At 57.9% G+C, this 19,763-nt stretch carries 19 protein-coding genes; 5 read left to right on the top strand and 14 right to left on the bottom strand.

Annotation, left to right across the window (positions count from 1 at the left end; genetic code table 11):
* Genes livG through livK form a run of 4 tightly spaced genes read right to left on the bottom strand, consistent with a single transcriptional unit; the run spans nt 1 to nt 4,122 of the window.
* Nucleotides 1-768 (bottom strand): high-affinity branched-chain amino acid ABC transporter ATP-binding protein LivG, encoded by a 768-nt coding sequence (livG, locus tag ACWKX3_RS15300; protein ID WP_006177933.1) that lies wholly within the window; start codon nt 766-768, stop codon nt 1-3.
* On the bottom strand, nt 765-2,042 hold the full coding sequence (locus ACWKX3_RS15295; protein WP_006177934.1) for a high-affinity branched-chain amino acid ABC transporter permease LivM: 1,278 nt from the start codon (nt 2,040-2,042) through the stop codon (nt 765-767). Before ACWKX3_RS15295 ends, livG begins: the two co-directional genes overlap by 4 nt.
* Nucleotides 2,039-2,965 carry a high-affinity branched-chain amino acid ABC transporter permease LivH gene (gene livH, locus ACWKX3_RS15290; protein WP_006177935.1) on the bottom strand — a complete coding sequence of 309 codons (927 nt, stop codon included), beginning with the start codon at nt 2,963-2,965 and terminating at the stop codon, nt 2,039-2,041. The genes ACWKX3_RS15295 and livH overlap by 4 nt, the downstream gene beginning before the upstream one ends.
* 47 nt (nt 2,966-3,012) lie before the next feature.
* Nucleotides 3,013-4,122: a high-affinity branched-chain amino acid ABC transporter substrate-binding protein LivK gene (livK, locus tag ACWKX3_RS15285; RefSeq protein WP_368747825.1), complete on the bottom strand. Its 1,110-nt coding sequence runs from the start codon at nt 4,120-4,122 to the stop codon at nt 3,013-3,015.
* Nucleotides 4,123-4,545: 423 nt separating this feature from the next.
* Between livK and panM the strand changes: the two genes are divergently transcribed.
* On the top strand, nt 4,546-4,929 hold the full coding sequence (gene panM, locus ACWKX3_RS15280) for an aspartate 1-decarboxylase autocleavage activator PanM (RefSeq protein WP_058609763.1): 384 nt from the start codon (nt 4,546-4,548) through the stop codon (nt 4,927-4,929).
* A 225-nt stretch (nt 4,930-5,154) separates the two neighbouring features.
* Here panM and livJ read toward each other — a convergent pair whose 3' ends face one another.
* From livJ to ftsY, 6 genes are all read right to left on the bottom strand, one after another.
* Entirely contained in the window at nt 5,155-6,255 is a 1,101-nt protein-coding gene (gene livJ, locus ACWKX3_RS15275) for a branched chain amino acid ABC transporter substrate-binding protein LivJ (RefSeq protein WP_071599740.1), read from the bottom strand.
* A gap of 197 nt (nt 6,256-6,452) precedes the next feature.
* Nucleotides 6,453-7,718, bottom strand: coding sequence for a 4-aminobutyrate--2-oxoglutarate transaminase (locus ACWKX3_RS15270; protein ID WP_454542050.1), 1,266 nt, complete (start codon nt 7,716-7,718; stop codon nt 6,453-6,455).
* Between the two features lie 258 nt (nt 7,719-7,976).
* Nucleotides 7,977-8,834, bottom strand: coding sequence for an RNA polymerase sigma factor RpoH (gene rpoH, locus ACWKX3_RS15265; protein WP_006177943.1), 858 nt, complete (start codon nt 8,832-8,834; stop codon nt 7,977-7,979).
* A gap of 255 nt (nt 8,835-9,089) precedes the next feature.
* Nucleotides 9,090-10,145, bottom strand: a complete 1,056-nt coding sequence (gene ftsX / locus ACWKX3_RS15260) for a permease-like cell division protein FtsX (RefSeq protein ID WP_101738431.1) — start codon at nt 10,143-10,145, stop codon at nt 9,090-9,092.
* The gene (ftsE, locus tag ACWKX3_RS15255) at nt 10,138-10,803 is read right to left on the bottom strand and encodes a cell division ATP-binding protein FtsE (RefSeq protein ID WP_006177946.1); all 666 of its coding nucleotides are present in this window, start codon (nt 10,801-10,803) and stop codon (nt 10,138-10,140) included. The genes ftsX and ftsE overlap by 8 nt, the downstream gene beginning before the upstream one ends.
* Nucleotides 10,804-10,805: 2 nt before the next feature.
* Nucleotides 10,806-12,299 (bottom strand): signal recognition particle-docking protein FtsY, encoded by a 1,494-nt coding sequence (gene ftsY, locus ACWKX3_RS15250; RefSeq protein ID WP_454542049.1) that lies wholly within the window; start codon nt 12,297-12,299, stop codon nt 10,806-10,808.
* Nucleotides 12,300-12,426: 127 nt separating this feature from the next.
* On the opposite strand from ftsY, the gene rsmD reads away from it, so the two are divergent.
* Nucleotides 12,427-13,029: a 16S rRNA (guanine(966)-N(2))-methyltransferase gene (gene rsmD / locus ACWKX3_RS15245; protein WP_102890060.1), complete on the top strand. Its 603-nt coding sequence runs from the start codon at nt 12,427-12,429 to the stop codon at nt 13,027-13,029.
* A complete protein-coding gene (locus tag ACWKX3_RS15240; RefSeq protein ID WP_006177949.1) occupies nt 13,013-13,294 on the top strand; it encodes a DUF1145 family protein in 282 nt (93 codons plus the stop codon). Before rsmD ends, ACWKX3_RS15240 begins: the two co-directional genes overlap by 17 nt.
* A gap of 75 nt (nt 13,295-13,369) precedes the next feature.
* On the opposite strand, the gene ACWKX3_RS15235 is transcribed toward ACWKX3_RS15240, so the two are convergent.
* Nucleotides 13,370-13,729 (bottom strand): DUF2500 domain-containing protein, encoded by a 360-nt coding sequence (locus ACWKX3_RS15235; RefSeq protein ID WP_042321663.1) that lies wholly within the window; start codon nt 13,727-13,729, stop codon nt 13,370-13,372.
* Nucleotides 13,730-13,858: 129 nt separating this feature from the next.
* Here ACWKX3_RS15235 and ACWKX3_RS15230 point away from each other — a divergent pair, with 129 nt between their 5' ends.
* Nucleotides 13,859-14,485, top strand: a complete 627-nt coding sequence (locus ACWKX3_RS15230; protein WP_006177951.1) for a lysoplasmalogenase — start codon at nt 13,859-13,861, stop codon at nt 14,483-14,485.
* A 77-nt stretch (nt 14,486-14,562) separates the two neighbouring features.
* Entirely contained in the window at nt 14,563-16,746 is a 2,184-nt protein-coding gene (gene zntA / locus ACWKX3_RS15225; protein WP_454542048.1) for a Zn(II)/Cd(II)/Pb(II) translocating P-type ATPase ZntA, read from the top strand.
* 120 nt (nt 16,747-16,866) lie between these two features.
* Here the strand turns inward: zntA and ACWKX3_RS15220 are convergent, their stop codons facing one another.
* Genes ACWKX3_RS15220 through ACWKX3_RS15210 form a run of 3 tightly spaced genes read right to left on the bottom strand, consistent with a single transcriptional unit; the run spans nt 16,867 to nt 19,657 of the window.
* On the bottom strand, nt 16,867-18,153 hold the full coding sequence (locus ACWKX3_RS15220; protein ID WP_006177953.1) for a TRAP transporter large permease: 1,287 nt from the start codon (nt 18,151-18,153) through the stop codon (nt 16,867-16,869).
* A 10-nt stretch (nt 18,154-18,163) separates the two neighbouring features.
* Nucleotides 18,164-18,673 carry a TRAP transporter small permease gene (locus ACWKX3_RS15215; protein ID WP_088209245.1) on the bottom strand — a complete coding sequence of 170 codons (510 nt, stop codon included), beginning with the start codon at nt 18,671-18,673 and terminating at the stop codon, nt 18,164-18,166.
* A gap of 12 nt (nt 18,674-18,685) precedes the next feature.
* The gene (locus ACWKX3_RS15210; RefSeq protein WP_006177955.1) at nt 18,686-19,657 is read right to left on the bottom strand and encodes a TRAP transporter substrate-binding protein; all 972 of its coding nucleotides are present in this window, start codon (nt 19,655-19,657) and stop codon (nt 18,686-18,688) included.
* Between the last annotated feature and the right edge of the window lie 106 nt (nt 19,658-19,763).

Raw genomic sequence — 19,763 nt, 5'->3', positions numbered from 1 at the left:
TTATGCCTCACCCAGGTATGCACGGATCACGTCCGGGTTGTTGCGGATCTCTTCCGGCGTCCCGTTTGCCAGCGGCGTGCCCTGGTTTACCACGTAGATACGGTCAGAAATGCCCATCACCAGCTTCATATCGTGTTCGATAAGCAGGATGGTGGTGTCGTGACGATCGCGCAGCTCGGCGATCAGCTCGTCCAGCTCTTTGGTCTCTTTCGGGTTGAGGCCCGCCGCCGGTTCGTCGAGCATCAGGATTTCCGGCTGCGTCACCATGCAGCGCACAATCTCCAGACGACGCTGGTCGCCGTAGGCCAGGTTGCTGGCCTGACGGTTGGCGTGCTGCAGCAGGCCGATGCGGTCGAGCCAGGTGGCGGCGCGGTCCAGCGCTTCTTCCTGCGCGCGGCGGAAGGCCGGGGTTTTCAGCAGGCCGGAGAAGATGCCGGTTTTAAGCTGCTGATGTTGCGCCACCAGCAGGTTCTCAATCACCGTCATTTCGCGGAACAGGCGCACGTGCTGGAAGGTACGCACCACGCCCATGCGGGCAATCTGCTGGCCCGGCAGGCCTTCAAGGTGCTGGTCGCGCAACATGATGGTGCCGCCCGTCGGCTTGTAGAAGCCCGTCAGGCAGTTAAAGACCGTGGTTTTCCCCGCACCGTTCGGGCCAATCAGGGAAACAATCTCTTTCTTGTGCAGGTCCAGTGATACGTTGTTGACCGCCAGCAGGCCGCCAAAACGCATCATCAGGCCGTTAACCGATAATAATGGCTGACTCATGGCTGCTCTCCTTTCACTTCCGCCTCTTTAAGCTTTAACTGCGGACGGGTCATCGGCAGCAGGCCCTGCGGACGCCAGATCATCATTAGCACCATCAAACCACCCAGCATCAACATGCTGTATTCGTTAAAGTCGCGCATCAGCTCGCGGGAAACCACCAGCAGGATGGCCGCGAGGATAACGGCGAACTGCGAGCCCATCCCGCCAAGCACCACAATCGCCAGTACGAAGGCAGATTCGGCAAAGGTGAAGGATTCCGGGCTGACGAAGCCCTGGCGCGCGGCAAACAGCGTTCCGGCAAAGCCCGCAAACGCGGCGCTGATGGTGAACGCGGTCAGCTTGATGCGGGTCGGGTTCAGGCCCAGCGAGCGGCAGGCGATTTCATCTTCGCGCAGCGCTTCCCACGCACGGCCCAGCGGCATGCGCAGCAGACGGTTAATCACAAACAGGGTGATGACGACCAGCAGCAGCGCCACCAGATAGAGCCAAATCACACGGTCGGACGGATCGTACTTAATGCCAAAGAAGTTGCTGAAGGTGTCCCAGCCGCCTTCGCGGGCGGTGCGGCTGAACTCCAGGCCGAAGAAGGTCGGTTTCGGGATCTGGCTAATGCCGTTCGGGCCGCCGGTCACTTCGGTGTTGTTGAGCAGCAAGATACGGACGATTTCACCGAAGCCCAAGGTCACAATCGCCAGATAGTCGCCGCGCAGGCGCAGGACCGGGAAGCCAAGCAGGAAGCCCGCAGCGGCAGAAACCAGCCCTGCCAGCGGCAGACAGGTCCAGAAGCCGAGGCCGTAATAGTGGTTCAGCAGCGCAAAGGTGTAAGCACCGATGGCGTAGAAGCCGCCGTAGCCGAGCACCAGCAGGCCGGACAGACCCACCACCACGTTCAGGCCGAGGCCTAAAATCACGTAGATCATGGTCAGGGTGGCGATATCCACCGTCCCGCGGGATACCACGAACGGCCACGCCACGGCGGCCACCAGCAGCGCCACGAGGAACAGCTTCTGTTTCACGGTGGAGCCATCAATCGCTGGCAGCACGAATTTTGGCCCCGAGACGTTTTTCAGCGTCTTCTGGAACAGCGGACGCAGCAGCTGGAACAGAAATACCACGGCGGTGCCGATAAACACCCACTGCCAGCGGATATCTGGCGCGGTGTCGACCACAAGCTTAGTGCCATCCAGCTCCAGCTGTACGCCCATAAAGACGCCCGCCAGCACGAAGAACATGGCGGCAGAGAGCAGCGCCATCGCGAAATGCATCGGTTTCATACTTTCTCTACCTCCGGACGGCCCAGAATACCGGTAGGCATGACCAGCAGAACCAGAATCAGCAGGGCAAACGACACCACGTCTTTATATTCTGTACTCAGGTACGCCGAGGAGAGCGCTTCGGCTACGCCCAGGATCAGGCCGCCGATCATCGCGCCCGGGATACTGCCGATGCCGCCCAGTACCGCTGCGGTGAAGGCTTTCATCCCGGCCATAAAGCCGATGTAGGGGTTAATCACGCCGTAGAACTGGCCGAGCAGGACACCTGCCACCGCCGCCATCGCCGCGCCGATCACGAAGGTCAGGGCGATTACGCGGTCGGTGTTAATGCCGAGCAGGCTCGCCATCTTGAGGTCTTCCGCGCAGGCGCGGCAGGCGCGTCCCATGCGGGAGTAGCGGATGAACACGGTCAGAGCAAGCATCGCCAGGAAGGTGACGACCCAGATAACCAGCTGCATAGTGGTGATTGACGCCGAGAAGTTCTCGCTCGCCCCCACAATCCACTGCCCGTTAAACAGGCTTGGCAGCGCCACGTCGCGCGAGCCTTCGGTCAGGCTGACGTAGTTTTGCAGGAAGATAGACATACCAATTGCCGAGATCAGCGCAATCAGGCGCTTGGAGCTACGCACGGGCCGATAGGCTACACGCTCAATGCTCCAGCCGTAGGCGCTGGCGATAACAATCGCACCGACAAACCCGGCGGCGACCAGCAGCCAGCTGCTGTCGATACCCATCATCATCAGGGCGGCGATAATCATGAAGGAGACATAGCTGCCGATCATGTAGACCTCGCCATGGGCGAAGTTGATCATGCCGATAATGCCGTAAACCATGGTGTAGCCGATGGCGATCAGGGCGTAGGTGCTGCCCAGCGTGACGCCGTTAAACATCTGCTGTAAGAAATAGAGAAACTGCTCAGACATAACGTAACCTTTCTCAACCCGCCCGCATTGCGCGGGCGGTGGGATTATTATTTGGCTGCCGTGGAAGATCCGTCGGCGTGCCACTTGAAGACACCAAATTCAAATCCCTTCAGATCGCCTTTCTCATCCCAGTTCAGCGGCCCAATCACGGTGTTTGCCCCGTGTGCTTTTAAATCTTTAACCAGATCCAACGGCGCTTTGCTGCCGGTGCGATCCATTGCCGTTGCCAGCGACTGCACGGCGGCATAGGTGATCCACACGTATGGACCGCTCGGATCTTTCTTCTGCGCCTTGAGCGCGTCGACGATAGCCTTGTTAGCCGGGTCCTGGTCATAGCGTTTTGGCATCGTCACCAGCATGCCTTCCGCCGCGTCACCCGCGATGTTAGACAGCGAGGCATTGCCCACGCCTTCCGGGCCCATGAACTGGGTTTTCAGGCCGGTCGCACGCGCCTGGCGCAGCATCTGGCCCATTTCCGGGTAGTAGCCGCCGTAATAGACGAAATCGATATTTTCTTTCTGCAGACGGGCAATCAGCGCCGAGAAATCTTTCTCACCGGCGGTGATACCGTCGAAGAAGACGATATTCGCGCCGCCTTTTTTCAGGCCGTCCTGCACAGAACGCGCCAGGCCTTCGCCGTACTGCTGCTTGTCATGGATGATGGCAATACGCTGCGGCTTGACCGTGTCGAGAATGTATTTTGCCGCGGTCGGCCCCTGAGAGGAGTCCAGACCCGCAGTACGCATGATGTGCGCGTAACCGCGCTGGGTCAGCTCCGGGTTAGTCGCGCCAGGGGTAATCATCAAAATGCCTTCATCTTCATAGATGTCGGACGCCGGCTGGGTGGACGATGAGCACAGGTGACCAATCACGTACTGAATACCGTCGTTCACAATTTTGTTGGCGACCGCTACAGCCTGTTTGGGATCGCAGGCGTCGTCATACTCTACGCCGACCAGCTTGTCGCCCTTGATGCCGCCACTGGCGTTGATGTCTTTAATGGCCTGGCGCGCGCCGTTGAACTCCATATCGCCCCACTGGGCAACCGGACCGGACATCGCGCCGACCACGGCGACTTTAATATCTTCCGCCATCGCGCTTTGCGACATTGCCAGTGCAACCATTCCCGCGATTAATGCTTTCGCGTTCCTTTTCATCTGTGAATCCCCATTCGTGACGTGATGTTTATATTTTGTTTTATTATGGTTAAAAAGCATTCTGTACTTTTAATGAACAACGCTATTTTTACCAGTGCCTTTAATGGTTTAGCGCAGTTTTTTAGCAAAAACCAGACTAAAATCTCTATTTTTCAGGCGATTAAGCAAAGATAATATTCTGAAATCAGGCAGAGATAAACAAATAAAAGCGCGGTTTGCAGCATAAAATAACGGTACAAAGCGCCGAATAAATCACTACCTTTCAGGTTAAAATCCTGCTTATTTTTCGATCCATACGTTTTCAGACTGGACATTGCGCAGCCAAAAAACTAATCACCTGGTTAATCGGGGAAAAAGAGAAAGCCTCGGGGCGGATAAATTGAGTACACTGCCCTTACTTTTTTTGATGTGGACAAGCAGCTAATGAAACTGACTATCGTTCGTCTGGTGACCTTTAGCGACCAGGATCATATCGACCTGGGCAAAATCTGGCCGGAATACTCCCCTTCTTCGCTGGACGTTGATGAGAATCACCGTATTTACGCCGCGCGTTTTAACGAGCGCCTGCTGGCCGCCGTACGCGTAACGCTAAGCGGCACCCAGGGCGCGCTGGACTCTTTACGCGTGCGTGACGTCACCCGCCGTCGCGGCGTGGGGCAATATTTGATTGAAGAGGTGATGCGCGATAACCCGAGCGTAGACGCATGGTGGATGGCCGACGTGGGCGTGGAAGACCGCGGCGTAATGGCGGCATTTATGCAGGCGTTAGGGTTTACGGCGCAGACGAACGGGTGGGAGAAGCGTTAAATTTGTGCGGGCTGGTGCCCTCACCCCGGCCCTCTCCCACGGGGAGAGGGAGAACACCGAATTATCCCCTCTCCCAAAGGGGAGGAAAAACACCGAACTATCCCCTCTCCCAAAGGGGAGGAAAAACACCGAACTATCCCCTCTCCCAAAGGGGAGGAAAAACACCGAACTATCCCCTCTCCCTGTGGGAGAGGGTTAGGGTGAGGGCATCAATCCGCACCCGTATTATTTAGCGTCGGTCGCCGTACCGTTGGCATGCCAGTCAAATACGCCGAACTCAAAGCCTTTCAGGTCGCCCTTCTCATCCCAGGACAGCGGTCCCATCACGGTTTCCACGGAGTTGGCTTTCAGCCAGGTGGCAATCTCCGCCGGGTCGGCTGACTGGTTCAGGCCCGCCTGCAGAGACTGCAGCGCCGCGTAGGTGGTCCAGACGAACGCACCGCTTGGGTCCTGTTTCTTCGCCTTGATCGCATCCACAATCGGTTTGTTGGCAGGCACCTGGTCGTAGTTCTTCGGTTTGGTGACCAGCAAGCCTTCGGCAGAGTCACCGGCAATGTTAGACAGTGACACGTTCGCCACGCCTTCCGGCCCCATAAACTGGGTTTTCAGACCCGCCGCGCGCGCCTGGCGCAGGATCTGGCCCATTTCCGGGTGATAGCCACCGTAGTACACAAAGTCGATATTCTCTTTCTTCAGGCGCGCCACCAGCGTGGAGAAATCTTTTTCACCGGCGGTGATGCCGTCGAAGAACACCACGTCAGCATTCGCTTTCTTCAGGTTATCCTGTACGGAACGCGCCAGACCTTCACCGTACTGCTGTTTGTCATGCACAATCGCGATGCGCTTTGGCTTCACTTTATCAACGATGTATTTTGCCGCCGTTGGGCCCTGATCGGAATCCAGGCCGGTGGTGCGCAGGATCAGCTTATAGCCGCGCGCGGTCAGCTCTGGTGCCGTCGCCGCCGGGGTAATCATCAGAATGCCTTCGTCTTCATAGATATCAGACGCTGGCTGAGTAGAAGAAGAACACAGGTGGCCGATAACATATTTGATGCCGTCGTTTACCACTTTGTTCGCCACCGCAACCGCTTGTTTCGGGTCACAGGCGTCATCATATTTTACGATCTGCAGTTTTTCGCCCTTGATACCGCCCTTAGCATTAATGTCTGCAACCGCCTGCTCTGCGCCCGTAAATTCCTGGTCGCCGTACTGGGCTACCGGGCCGGACATCGCGCCGACTACCGCGACTTTAATATCGGCCTGCGCCATGGCGCTGAATGCCAACGCCATACATCCTGCCAGTAATGCTTTACCCTTCATGTTCATCCTGAGAATCCCCATTATTATGGTTATTACGATTATTGTGATGTTGTTGTGTAGCGCTTTATTTCGTTTATAGGCGTACTGACCGCGCTTTTTCAGCATACTCTGCTAAAACATACCGCATTTTTATGATTTTGGAATAGCTAATTTGACATGTCACTGTGCTAAGCCCGGCAGCCTGTTGCGCCGGGCTTTTGGCTTTATCGTGTCAGCGAGGCGGAAATAATATCCAGCGCTTTACGGAACTGCGCTTCCGGGATGGTCAGCGGATAGAGGAAACGAATCACGTTGCCGTACACGCCGCAGTTCAGGAGCAGCAGCCCCTCCTGCAGGGCGCGATCCTGTACCTCGCGGGTGAATTCCGGCGACGGCTGCCCGGTCTGCGGATCGATAAATTCCACCGCCACCATCGATCCTTGCGCGCGGATATCGGCGATGTACGGACACCCGTCTTTCGCTTTATTCAGCACTTCAACCAGATGATGTCCCAGGTGCGCTGCCCGCGTGCAGAGATCTTCTTCGTCAATCACGTCCAGCACCGCATGCGCCGCCGCAATCGCCAGCGGGTTACCCGCATAGGTGCCGCCCAGGCCGCCTGGCGCGGGTGCGTCCATCACCTCTGCGCGGCCAGAGACCGCCGAGAGCGGCATGCCGCCCGCCAGGCTTTTCGCCATGGTGATCAGGTCCGGCTTCACGCAGTGGTTTTCCATTGAGAACAGTTTGCCGGTACGCGCAAAGCCGGTTTGCACCTCATCGGCAATCAGCAGAATGCCGTGGGTGTCGCACAGGGTGCGCAGAGCCTGCATAAAATCCGCGGGGGCAACGTTGAATCCGCCCTCCCCCTGCACAGGTTCAAGGATAATGGCGGCCACCTGGTCAGGGGCGATATCCGCTTTAAAGAGGCGTTCAACGCTTTTGATCGCCTCCTGGGAACTCACGCCGCGAAGGTGATCGGGAAACTGCGCGTGATAGACCGAGCCGGGGAACGGGCCGAAGCCGAGTTTGTAGGGGGCGACTTTGCCGGTCAGCGCCATGGTCATAAAGGTGCGGCCATGAAAAGCACCGCCAAAGGTAATCAGGCCGGGGCGACGGGTCCAGGCGCGCGCGATTTTAACGGCGTTCTCCACCGCTTCCGCTCCGGTAGAGAAGAAAGCGGTTTTGGCCGGGCCGTCTATCGGCACGCGGGCGTTGATGCGCTCAGCCAGAGCGACATAGCCTTCGTACGGGACAATCTGGTAGGCGGTATGGGTGAAGGCGTGGAGTTGTTTTTCGATAGCGGCGATAACGGCAGGATGGCGATGGCCGGTATTCAGCACCGCGATCCCGGCGGCGAAATCAATGTACTCATTGCCTTCGACGTCCCACACCGTGGCGTTTTCGGCTTTATCGGCATAGAAGTTACACATCACCCCAATGCCGCGCGGCGTGGCCTGCAAGCGCCGGTCATTCAGTTCTTTATTGTTCACCTTATCCCCCCGAAGATCGCATGTGTAGCGCATCAGTAAGTGTTTGCCAGGGGGTAAAATTTCGCCAGAGCAGGCGTTAAAAAAACAGACCCCCCGGATTCACATCCAGGGGCTTTTATCCTTCATATTTCAAGCCGCAGGTACGTTGGCTGCTCTCGTTCACCCGAATCACTTACTCATGTAAGCTCATCGGGATTCACTCATTTGCCGCCTTCCTGCAGCCTGAACTATTTCGGCTAAACGGGGACTTCGCAGAAATTACGCTTCGATAGCGGCGCGAAGTTTTTTCATGGCGTTCTTTTCAAGCTGACGTACACGTTCAGCGGACACGCCGTAGCGGTCGGCCAGTTCCTGCAGCGTGGACTTGTTGTCTTCGTCCAGCCAGCGGGCGCGGATAATGTCCTGGCTACGCTCGTCGAGACCTTCCATCGCAAAGCTCAGCTTGTTCGCGGCCTGATCTTCCCAGTTGTCCTCTTCGATGCCGTCAGCAAAGTTAGAGGTCTTATCCTGCAGATACAGAACCGGTGCCATCGGCTGGCTGTCAGAGGCGTCATCGTCGGAAGACATGTCAAAGGTCATGTCCTGCGCGGCCATACGGGATTCCATCTCGCGGACGTCTTTGCTGGATACGCCCAGTTCGCGCGCCACCATTTCCACTTCATCCTGATTGAACCAGCCCAGACGCTGCTTGGTTTTACGCAGGTTGAAGAACAGTTTGCGTTGCGCTTTCGTCGTGGCGACTTTCACAATACGCCAGTTACGCAGAACGTATTCGTGAATTTCAGCTTTGATCCAGTGCACGGCGAAGGAGACCAGTCGCACACCCACTTCCGGGTTAAAGCGACGTACAGCCTTCATCAGGCCGATGTTACCTTCCTGAATCAGATCCGCCTGCGGCAGGCCGTAGCCCGCATAATTACGAGCAACGTGAACAACAAAGCGCAGGTGAGACAGGATCAGCGTCTTAGCTGCTTCCAGATCGCCCTGGTAATGCAGCTTTTCAGCAAGCTCCTTTTCTTCCTCAGCCGTCAACATCGGCCAGGTGTTCGCAGCCCGGATGTAAGACTCCAGGTTACCAACAGGGGCTAAAGCTAAAGTTTGCATTTCTTTGGTCATTCATTCCTCTCAATTCAATTTCTTCTGGCTCAGGTTATCCCCATCAGGCAACAACCATGCCAAAGCATTTGAGCAACGAGAATAGCATTCACTCTTTTATCAGACAGTGATTTTATCCACAAGTTCCCAGTGCAACAGTGAATAAATTACGCACAAAATGTGACATGAAAATGATAAAGCGGGGAAGCGCAAACAGGGACGCTTTCCCTGCAGAGCGAACATCTCAGTGCAGGGAAAGATTATATCACGCTTTTATTAGTCGGGAGTAAAGTGACGTAAATGTTGCACCGTTGCCAGCCATGCGGCAATCCAGCCGATCATTGAGCAGACCAGCAACAATAACAGGCACTCGTCGAACCCTAAGCCACTGATATCAAACCTGGTGCCGAAAACCTGCGCCACGTCAGTAACGGCGGACGAGAGCCGCATCACCAAAATTTCTGACAATATCAGTGAAAGAAATGCGCCGGAAAAACCGAGCAACGCGCCGCCGTAAAGGAACGGACGCAGGATGAACCCATCCGTCGCACCAATCAGTTTCTGCACGTTGATGGTGTCGCGGCGGGCGAAGATGCTCAGACGCACGCTGTTACCAATGACGAGGAATACCGCCGCTACCATCAGCACGCCGATCATCGCCGAGACGCGCCCCACAAGCCCGGTCAGCGCGGCCAGACGCGCAAACCAGCTGTCGTCCATGCGCACTTCATCAATGCCGTTGATACGGGTGATGCGGTCGCGCAACGTGTTGAGCGAATCGGTCCCCTGGAAATCGAGCTTCGGGATCACCACCGCCACGGCGGGCAGCGGGTTCTCTTCCAGCATATCCAGCGCGCCGCCAAACCCGGACCAGTTACGGAACTCGCCCAGCGCCTCGTCGCGCGACAGATAGTTGACCTTCTCCACGCCCGGTTCGGCCTGGATCTGCCCGACCACCTGCGCCGCCGCGTTATCGTCGAGCGCTTTGTCCAGATAGACGGTGATCTGCGGCGACGGATAATACTGTGACGCCGCCTGATTAACGTTTTTATAGACCATGTAGCAAACGCTCGGCAGCGTCAGGGAGATGGCAATCACCATCACCGTCAGGAACGTCGCCAGCGGTTTGCTTTTCAGGTCCTGCACTGCGCCGTGGAAAGCGTAACGCACCTGCTCGTTAAAGACGTTGGTCTTGCGGGAGTTCGGCTTCGGCGCGGCTTTTGCACGCTTTGGCGCATGACGATTACCGTCCCCACCGCCCTGCGGCTTGCGGAAGCGGTCAAACCGGTTCCCGAACTGCCGAATCTGGTTCATTGCATCACGCTTATTCACCGTGGCCTCCGTGCAAATGCCCGTCGCTCAGGGTCAGCATGCGGTACGAACGGCGGGAGATCAGCCCGATATCGTGCGTCGCCATCAGTACCGTTACCCCCACGCGGTTAAACTCTTCGAACAGACGTAAAATCCCTTCGGACAGGGCATCGTCCAGGTTCCCGGTCGGTTCATCCGCCAGCAGCACCGCCGGTTTGTTCACCACCGCACGGGCAATGCCCACGCGCTGCTGTTCACCGCCGGAAAGCTGGATCGGGAAGTTCTTCGCTTTGTCCAGCAGCCCGACCTTATCCAGCGCCGCAGAGACGCGGCGGCGGATATCGTCATAGCTGGCACCGGCAATAATCAGCGGGATAGCGACGTTGTCAAACACGGTGCGATCCATCAGCAGGTGGTGATCCTGGAAAATCATGCCGATCTGACGCCGCAGGAACGGCACCTCACGGTTTTTCAGGCGGCTGATGTCGTGGCCGCTGAAAAAGATTTTCCCGGCGCTGGGCCGTTCGATCCCACAGATAAGCTTGAGCAGGGTACTTTTCCCCGCGCCGGAATGGCCGGTCAGGAATGCCATCTCGCCCGGCTGCAGGTGAAATGTCACCCCCTGCAGCGCTTGTCTCCCACCGAGATAGGCCTTGCTGACGTGTTCAAAGCGAATCATTGTTAGTCCTCTCGGGCAAATAATGCCTCAATAAAGTCGTCCGCCTTAAACGGACGCAAATCCTCAATACGCTCGCCCACACCGATGTAACGGATAGGAATGCCGAACTGGTCGGCCACGGAGAAGATCACGCCGCCCTTGGCGGTACCGTCCAGTTTGGTCAGCGTGATGCCCGTCAGCCCTACCGCTTCATGGAACAGCTTCGCCTGGCTGACGGCGTTCTGCCCGGTGCTGGCGTCGATAGTCAGCATAATTTCATGCGGCGCATCTTCGTCCAGCTTCTTCATGACGCGAACGATTTTCTTCAGCTCTTCCATCAGGTGCGATTTGTTCTGCAAACGTCCGGCGGTATCGGCAATCAGGACATCCACGTTACGCGCCTTCGCCGCCTGAATGGCGTCAAAGATAACGGATGCAGAGTCCGCGCCGGTGTGCTGGGCAATCACCGGAATGTCGTTGCGCTGGCCCCAGACCTGCAGCTGCTCCACCGCTGCCGCACGGAAGGTATCACCCGCCGCCAGCATCACCGATTTGCCCTGCTGCTCGAACTGACGCGCCAGCTTGCCGATGGTGGTGGTTTTACCCACACCGTTCACACCCACCATCAGAATAACAAATGGCGTTTTGCCTTCAATATTAAGCGGTTCGTCAACTTTTGCGAGGATTTCACCCATCTCATCTTTCAGCAGACCGTACAGCGCTTCGGCATCGCGCAGCTGTTTGCGGCTCGCGCCCTCTGTCAGGTTGGTGATGATTTTACGGGTGGTTTCCACGCCGACGTCGGCGATCAGCAGCTGTTCTTCCAGCTCTTCAAACAGACCATCGTCGATCTTTTTGCCGCGGAACAGACTGATAAATCCGGAACCTAAGTTCTCTTTGGTTTTAAGCAGGCTGCGCTTCAGGCGTGCGAAGAAACCTTCTTTGGTCGGTTTTTCCTGCTCCTGAACGATCGCCTCTTCGGCCTGCGCTTGCTCTTCCACTGGCACGACGATAACCGCTTCTTCTGCGGCCTGCGCCGCCAGCGCCTGGGCTTCCAGCTCTTCGTCGGTGAGTTCAGGCTCAAGTGCCGCGTCTTCTTCCACCGCGTCGATGATGTCGACGGTTTCCGCCTCGGCCTGCCACTCTTCCGGTGAAATCTCTTCGGCTTTCACCTCTTCCGGCAACGGTAGCGCTTCGTGTTCAATGGCCGCCGGCGGCGTTTCGACAACCTCTGCAACCTCTACAACGTCTGCAACCTGTTCAATCACCACCGGTTCCGGCTTTTCACTCTCCTGAACCTGCTCAGTGACGTCGACGACCTCTTCAGCAAAGGATTCAATCTCTTCTTTGCTGTGTGCAGGCTGCTCCGCTTCAATGACCGCGGCGGTTTCTACAGGCGTTTCAGGCTGTGACGGCTCCTCAACCTGCTGTTGTTCTTCGGTTTTCTGTTCTTTCTCTTGCTCTTTTTCACCGAAGCCCAGCCAGGAAAAGAAGCCACGTTTTTTTTGTTTTGCCATCTGCGACTACACTCCTCGCGGCGCTATATACATGGAAGCTAAAAAAATGATGAAATAGTCTAACACTTTACTTAATTGACATCACCGCCCGCAATCGCAGGCGAATTGTTAACAGAGCTTTCCTGAAATGAAGAAACCCAACCGCGCCCCGGCCGGTCAAATTCGCATTATCGGCGGCCAGTGGCGAGGCCGGAAATTACCGGTGCCGGACAGCCCCGGTTTACGCCCCACGACGGACCGCGTGCGCGAGACGTTGTTTAACTGGCTTGCCCCGTCAATGGTAGACGCCCACTGCCTGGATTGCTTCGCCGGAAGCGGGGCGTTAGGGCTGGAAGCGCTGTCGCGTTATGCCGCCAGCGCCACTCTGCTGGAGATGGAGCGCAACGTGGCGCAGACGCTGCAGCAAAATCTGGCTACGCTAAAAGCAAAGAATGCGAAGGTGGTAAACACCAATACCCTAAGCTTCCTCGCGCAACAGGGCACGCCGTATAACGTGGTCTTCGTTGATCCGCCGTTCCGCAAAGGGCTGCTGGAAGAGACGTTATCCCTGCTGGAACAAAACGGCTGGCTGGCGGATGACGCGCTGATTTACGTCGAGAGCGAAGTGGAAAACGGTTTGCCTCCGGTGCCGGTTCACTGGGATCTGCACCGCGAAAAAGTGGCCGGTCAGGTCGCTTACCGTCTGTATCATCGTCAGGCACAAGGAGAATCCGATGCCGGTACTGATTAATCTGGGGCGCTTACTGATGCTGGGCGTCTGGGCGTTTTTGATCCTCAACCTGGTGCACCCTTTCCCGCGGCCAATGAATATCTTTGTTAACGTCGCGCTGATCTTCACCGCCTTCATGCACGCCCTGCAGATGGTGATGCTGAAAAACGGCCTGCCGAAAGATGGCCCGCAGATGACCGGCTGGCAGCAGCTGCGCGTGTTTATCTTTGGCGTGTTTGAACTGCTGGTGTGGATGAAGACGTTTAAGGCGCAGGCGAAGAAATAAGGTGCGGCCTGATGCCCTCACCCCAACCCTCTCGACTCCCTCTCCCCTTGGGAGAGGGCCGGGGTGAGGGAAAAATTACAGCTCCGGTTCAAACCCTTCAAACCGCGATCCTTTGTAGCTCAACACCCCTTTCTCGCCCACGGTCAGCTGATGATACTGCTGCGCTTCCAGGCGGAACGTCACCTCCAGCCCGCCGCTTTCCGGCCTGAAGCTCGCCTCATAGCGCATAGGGGTTCCGGCAGGCGTGACCTGCTGCTGGCGTGAACGCCGGTCGTTGATCGCTTTTTCGCGTTTATTGCTCACCACCACGCGTTTTTGCAGCAGCGGCGCGGCATCGTTATCGGCCTTTTCGCGGCGCTGCTGCACGAAGCGAAACGAGGCGGCAACGACGATAATGGCGACCACAATAATCAAAAACAGCGGCATCTTACTCACACTAATACTCCATCAGATAATGCGGAATTCAGGATACCTTGCCTTTCCCGGCATTGCCAAACGCCTCTGCGCGTCACTACACTGAATCAGAAACTGAGAATTCAGCCTTAACAGATACAGGGAGTTAATATGCTTTGGTCATTTATCGCCGTCTGTTTGTCCGCATGGCTCTTTGTCGATGCGTCGTACCGTGGCCCCGCCTGGCAGCGCTGGTTGTTTAAACCCGTCACGCTGCTGCTCCTGCTGCTGTTGGCCTGGCAAGCGCCTATGTTTAACGCCATCAGCTATCTGGTGCTCGCCGGGCTGTGCGCGTCGTTGATTGGCGATGCCTTAACCCTGCTGCCGCGCCAGCGCCTGCTGTATGCCGTGGGGGCGTTCTTCCTGTCGCATCTGCTCTACACCATTTATTTTGCCAGCCAGATGACGCTCTCCTTCTTCTGGCCGCTGCCGCTGGTGCTACTGGCAATTGGCGCGCTGCTGATCGCCGTGATCTGGACGCGCCTGGAAGAGATGCGTTTGCCGGTCTGCACCTTTATTGCCATGACGCTGGTGATGGTGTGGCTGGCGGGCGAGCTGTGGTTCTTCCGTCCGACGTCGCAGGCCATGTCCGCCTTCTTCGGCGCAGCCCTGCTGCTGCTCGGGAATATCGTCTGGCTGGGTAGCCACTATCGCCGCCGTTTCCGCGCGGATAACGCGATTGCTGCCGCCTGTTACTTTGCCGGGCACTTCCTGATTGTGCGGTCGCTGTACATCTAAATAACGCTTGACTCTGGAGTCGACTCCAGAGTGCATACTCCGGTTAATGAGAAAATTATCATTCGCCGGAGGCTGCTATGTCTGCTCCTGAATCGTCAAAAAAAGTTCCACAATTCTCTGCACTTAAGCTCAGCCCGGTACCGCCGAAGGACGACTGCTGCTGCGAGTCCGGGTGTGAGGCGCAAAACGACGCGCTTCCTGACACCGGCAGCCGCTACAGCTGGGTCGTTAACGGCATGGACTGCGCCGCCTGCGCGCGCAAGGTAGAAAACGCGGTTAAACAGGTGCCGGGCGTCAGCCACGTTCAGGTGCTGTTCACCACCGAAAAGCTGCTGGTCAGCGCCGACCGCGACGTCAGCAAACAGGTTGAAACCGCCGTCAGCCAGGCTGGCTATTCCCTGCGCAGCGAATCTGCCCCGGTCGAAAAAACCTCTCTCCTGCAGGAAAACCTGCCGCTGTTAACGCTCGTCATCATGATGGCGGTGAGCTGGGGTCTGGAGCAGATCAACCATCCGTTTGGCAACCTGGCCTTTATCGCCACCACGCTCGTTGGGCTGTTCCCGATAGCCCGTCAGGCGCTGCGCCTGATGAAAAGCGGCAGCTGGTTCGCCATCGAAACGTTGATGAGCGTGGCGGCGATTGGCGCGCTGTTCATCGGCGCGACGGCGGAAGCGGCGATGGTGCTACTGCTGTTCTTAATCGGCGAGCGCCTTGAAGGATGGGCCGCGAGCCGGGCACGCAAAGGGGTCAGCGCGCTGATGGCGCTCAAACCCGAAACCGCCATTCGCGTGGTAAACGGCAGTCGTGAAACGGTGGCGATCGCTACCCTGCGTCCGGGCGACGTGATTGAAGTGGCGGCGGGCGGGCGTTTACCTGCCGATGCCGCGCTGCTTACCGCCACCGCAAGCTTTGACGAAAGCGCGCTAACCGGCGAGTCCATTCCGGTTGAGCGCGAAGCGGGTGAGAAAGTGCCTGCCGGTGCCACCAGCGTCGATCGTCTGGTGCAGTTGAACGTGCTCTCTGAACCGGGCGACAGCGCCATCGACCGCATTCTTAAGCTGATTGAAGAGGCCGAAGAGCGCCGTGCGCCGGTCGAACGCTTTATCGACCGTTTTAGCCGGATTTACACCCCTGCCATCATGCTGGTGGCCCTGCTGGTCACTGTCGTGCCGCCGCTGTTCTTTGGCGCGCCGTGGGAGGGCTGGATTTATAAAGGCCTGACGCTGCTGCTGATAGGCTGCCCGTGCGCGCTGGTGATCTCCACCCCGGCGGCGATCACCTCGGGGCTGGCAGCGGCGGCCCGTCGCGGGGCGCTGATTAAGGGCGGCGCGGCGCTGGAGCAGCTGAGCCAGGTGCAACACATCGCTTTTGATAAGACCGGCACGCTGACCGTCGGGAAGCCACAGGTTACCGGCCTGTACCCGCAGGATATGAGTGAAAACGCTCTCCTGACGCTGGCCGCCGCCGTCGAGCAAGGCTCCACCCACCCGCTGGCGCAGGCAATCGTGCGCGAAGCGCAGTCTCGCGGGCTGACGGTTCCGCCGGCAACCGCGCAGCGCGCGCTGGCAGGCTCGGGTATTGAGGCCGAGGTTGAGGGCAAAAAAGTGCTTATCGTCGCGGCGGATAAATCCCCGGTGACCGGGTTAAGCCCGCAGATCCAGACGCTGGAACAGGCCGGGCAGACGGTTGTCGTCGTGGTGCTGGAGGGCGTGGTGAAAGGCATGCTTGCCCTGCGCGATACCCTGCGCGACGATGCGAAAGAGGCGGTTGCAGCCCTGCATACGCTGGGCGTGCAGGGTGTGATCCTGACCGGCGATAACCCGCGCGCGGCAGCGGCGATTGCCGGTGAGCTGGGCCTCGAATTTAAAGCCGGGTTACTGCCTGCGGATAAGGTGCGTGCCGTGACGGAATTAAACGCGCACGCCCCGCTGGCGATGGTCGGCGACGGAATTAACGATGCTCCGGCAATGAAAGCCTCAACCATCGGGATCGCCATGGGCAGCGGCACCGACGTGGCGCTGGAGACCGCCGACGCGGCGCTGACCCACAACCGCCTGACCGGGCTGGCGCAGATGATTGATCTCGCGCGGGCAACGCGATCCAATATTCGCCAGAACATCGGCATTGCGCTGGGGCTGAAGGGGATATTCCTGGTGACCACGCTGCTCGGCATCACCGGGCTGTGGCTGGCGGTGCTGGCGGATACCGGGGCGACGGTGCTGGTGACGGCGAACGCGCTGCGGTTATTACGTCGACAATAAAATCGTTATCGAACCGTTGGCCGGGTAAGGCTTCGCCGCTACCCGGTCATGGATTGGGTTAGGGTGCGGCCTGATGCCCCACCCCAACCCTCTCCCACGGTGAAAGGGAGAAGAGCGGCGTCACTGCATCCCTAATACCCCCGGCAGCCACAGTGAAATTGCCGGGATGTACGTTACCATCCCCAGCACCACCAGCAGCATGCCGTAAAACGGCAGCATCGCCTTCACCACGGTTTCGATACGCTGCTTGCTTACCGCGCTCGCCACAAACAGCACCGACCCGACCGGCGGGGTAATCAGCCCGATCCCGAGGTTCACCATCATGATCATCCCGAAATGCACCGGGTCGATCCCCAGCGAATTGGTCACCGGCAGCAGCACCGGCGTCAGGATCAGGATAATCGGCGCCATGTCCATCAATGTGCCAATCAGCAGCAGCATGACGTTGAGGTACATCAGGATCACGTACTTGTTGTCAGAGAGCGAGGTGAAAAACTCGGTGATGCGCGTCGGCAGCTGCATGTAGGTCATCACCGCGCCAAACGCCGCGGCAAAGCCAATCAAAATCATGACGATAGTGACCGTTTTCACCGTGCGGCACATCAGCTTCGGCAGTTCGTTCCACTTGTAGTCGCGGTAGATAAACATGGTGACGAAAAACGCCCACAGACAGGCGACGGCGGCGGATTCCGTAGCGGTAAATATCCCGGACAATATCCCGCCGAGAATAATGACCACCGTCATCAGCCCCCACAGGGCATCCAGCATGATCTTCAGCGCCTGCATAAACGGGATTTTGTCCCCCTTCGGATAACCACGCTTGCGGGCAAAGCATAAGCACAGCACCATCAGGCTGACGCCCAGCAGCAGCCCCGGCAGCACGCCCGCGATAAACAGCGTGGCAATGGAGACCGTGCCGCCCGCCGCCAGGGAGTAAATCACCGAGTTATGGCTGGGCGGGATCAAAATCGCCTGCACCGAGCCGCTGGCGGTGACGGCCGCCGCGTACTCCCGCGGATAGCCTTTCTTCTCCATCTCCGGGATCATCACGCTGCCGATGGAGGCCGTATCCGCTACCGACGAACCGGAAATGGCGCCGAAGAACGTCGAGGCCACGATATTCACCAGCGACAGCCCGCCGCGGATGAAGCCGACAAACACGTAGGCAAAGTTGACCAGCCGCCGGGCGATGCCCCCTTCCGCCATGATCGCCCCGGCGAGGATAAAGAACGGGATCGCCAGCAGGGTAAACTTGTTCACCCCGCTGGTGATTTGGATCATCAGCGCTTCCAGCGGCAGATCAATCCACAGCGCGCCCGCCACGGCGCTAAGCCCGACGGCAAACGCCACCGGCATCCCCAGCGCCAGCAAAATGGCGAGGGTGAATAACAATACGAATGCATCCATGGTTCACCCCTTAACTGTGGTTGCCGATCAGCACGACGGGACGGTGTTCCTGCGAGCCAAACAGCAGGCGTTCAACGACAAACAGGATCAGAATGGCCGAGCCGACCGGCAGCGGCAGATAGCTTTCGCCGGAGGTCAGGAGCGGGAATTCCGCGACGGGCTGCTCCCAAAGCTCGACGCACAGCCAGTAGCTGTACCAGCACATGAGCCCAGAAATCAGCAGCATCAGCAGGTCCACCACCCGCGCGCACAGCCTTTGCAGTGCCGCGGGCAGCCGGTCGGTCAGCATATTCACCGCGATATGCGATCCGGCGCGGTACCCTACCGCCGCGCCGATAAAGGTGAAGGTCACCATGCAGATAATGGCTATCGGCTCCGGCCAGGATTCGCCGCGGTTGAGCACGTAGCGCGAGAAGATGCCAATCGGGATCACGATCGTCATCACCAGCAGCGAGATACCCGCCACGGTCATGGCGAGCAGGTACAGACGGTCCATCCACTTCAGGTAGAGTTCGGACATACGCGCTCCGGGTTACTGGACGTCAGCGATGGCTTTCATCAGATCCTGATGCTTGTCGCCATACTGGGCGCGCACCGGCTCTGTGGCTTTGATAAACACCGTTTTGTCGATGTCGTGAAACGCCACGCCGCCCGCCTTCATTTTGTCCAGCGCCTGCTGGTTATAGGCGTTCCAGAGCTTGCGCTGCTCGAACTGCGCCTCACGGGCCAGGGTCAGGATTTTTTGCTGCTGGTCGGCATTGAGCTTGTCCCATTTCACCTTCGAGTAGAGCACCATTTCCGGGGTGATAAAGTGCCCGCTCAGGGTGTAGTTCTTCGCAATCGGCATGTAGTTATGGGCGATAAAGGTCGGCGGGTTGTTTTCCGCGCCGTCGATGACGCCGGTCTGCATACCGCTGTAGACCTCGCTCACGCCCATGGCCACCGCGTTGGCCCCCATATCTTTCAGGGTCGCCAGCGCCACAGGGCTGCCCTGTACGCGGATTTTTTTGCCGTTCAGATCTTCAGGTTTGACGATGGGCTCTTTGGTGATCAGGTTGCGGGTGCCGGAGTCCATCCAGCCGAGGAACACCAGTCGGGATTTGGGGTTGGCAGTGAGCTTGTCGCCGATTTGCTTGCCAATCTCCCCGTCGATCACCTTGTGCATATGATCTTCATCGCGAAAGATGTAGGGCAGCGTAAAAACTTCGATGTCCGGCAGGATGGCCGCAACGGGAGCCATAGAGACGCGGATCATATCGATCGCCCCCATTTGCGCCTGCTCAATCATCTGCTTTTCATCACCGAGCACGCCGCCGGGGAAGACCTTAATCTCCAGCTCGCCGTTGGTTTGTTGTTTGAGCTTTTCGCCCATGTGTTGCACAGCGACCACGTTCGGGTAGCCTTCGGGGTGAACGTCTGCGGCTTTGATGGTTTGCGCAGAAACCGGGCAGGCAATAACAGACAGACACAGCGCGGCCAGTAACGGCTTGAGGGTCGTTTTCATCGAGTCAGCTCCAGGGTAGCGAGGTAAGCGTTAAAACGGTGTTTTATTTTTAGACGCTTAAAAATTAGACTACGGCTGGAAAGGCGGAGGTGAAGCACTTCACAAA

Source organism: Enterobacter sp. UPMP2052 (assembly GCF_053709675.1).
This window is presented reverse-complemented; position numbering and strand designations above follow the sequence as displayed.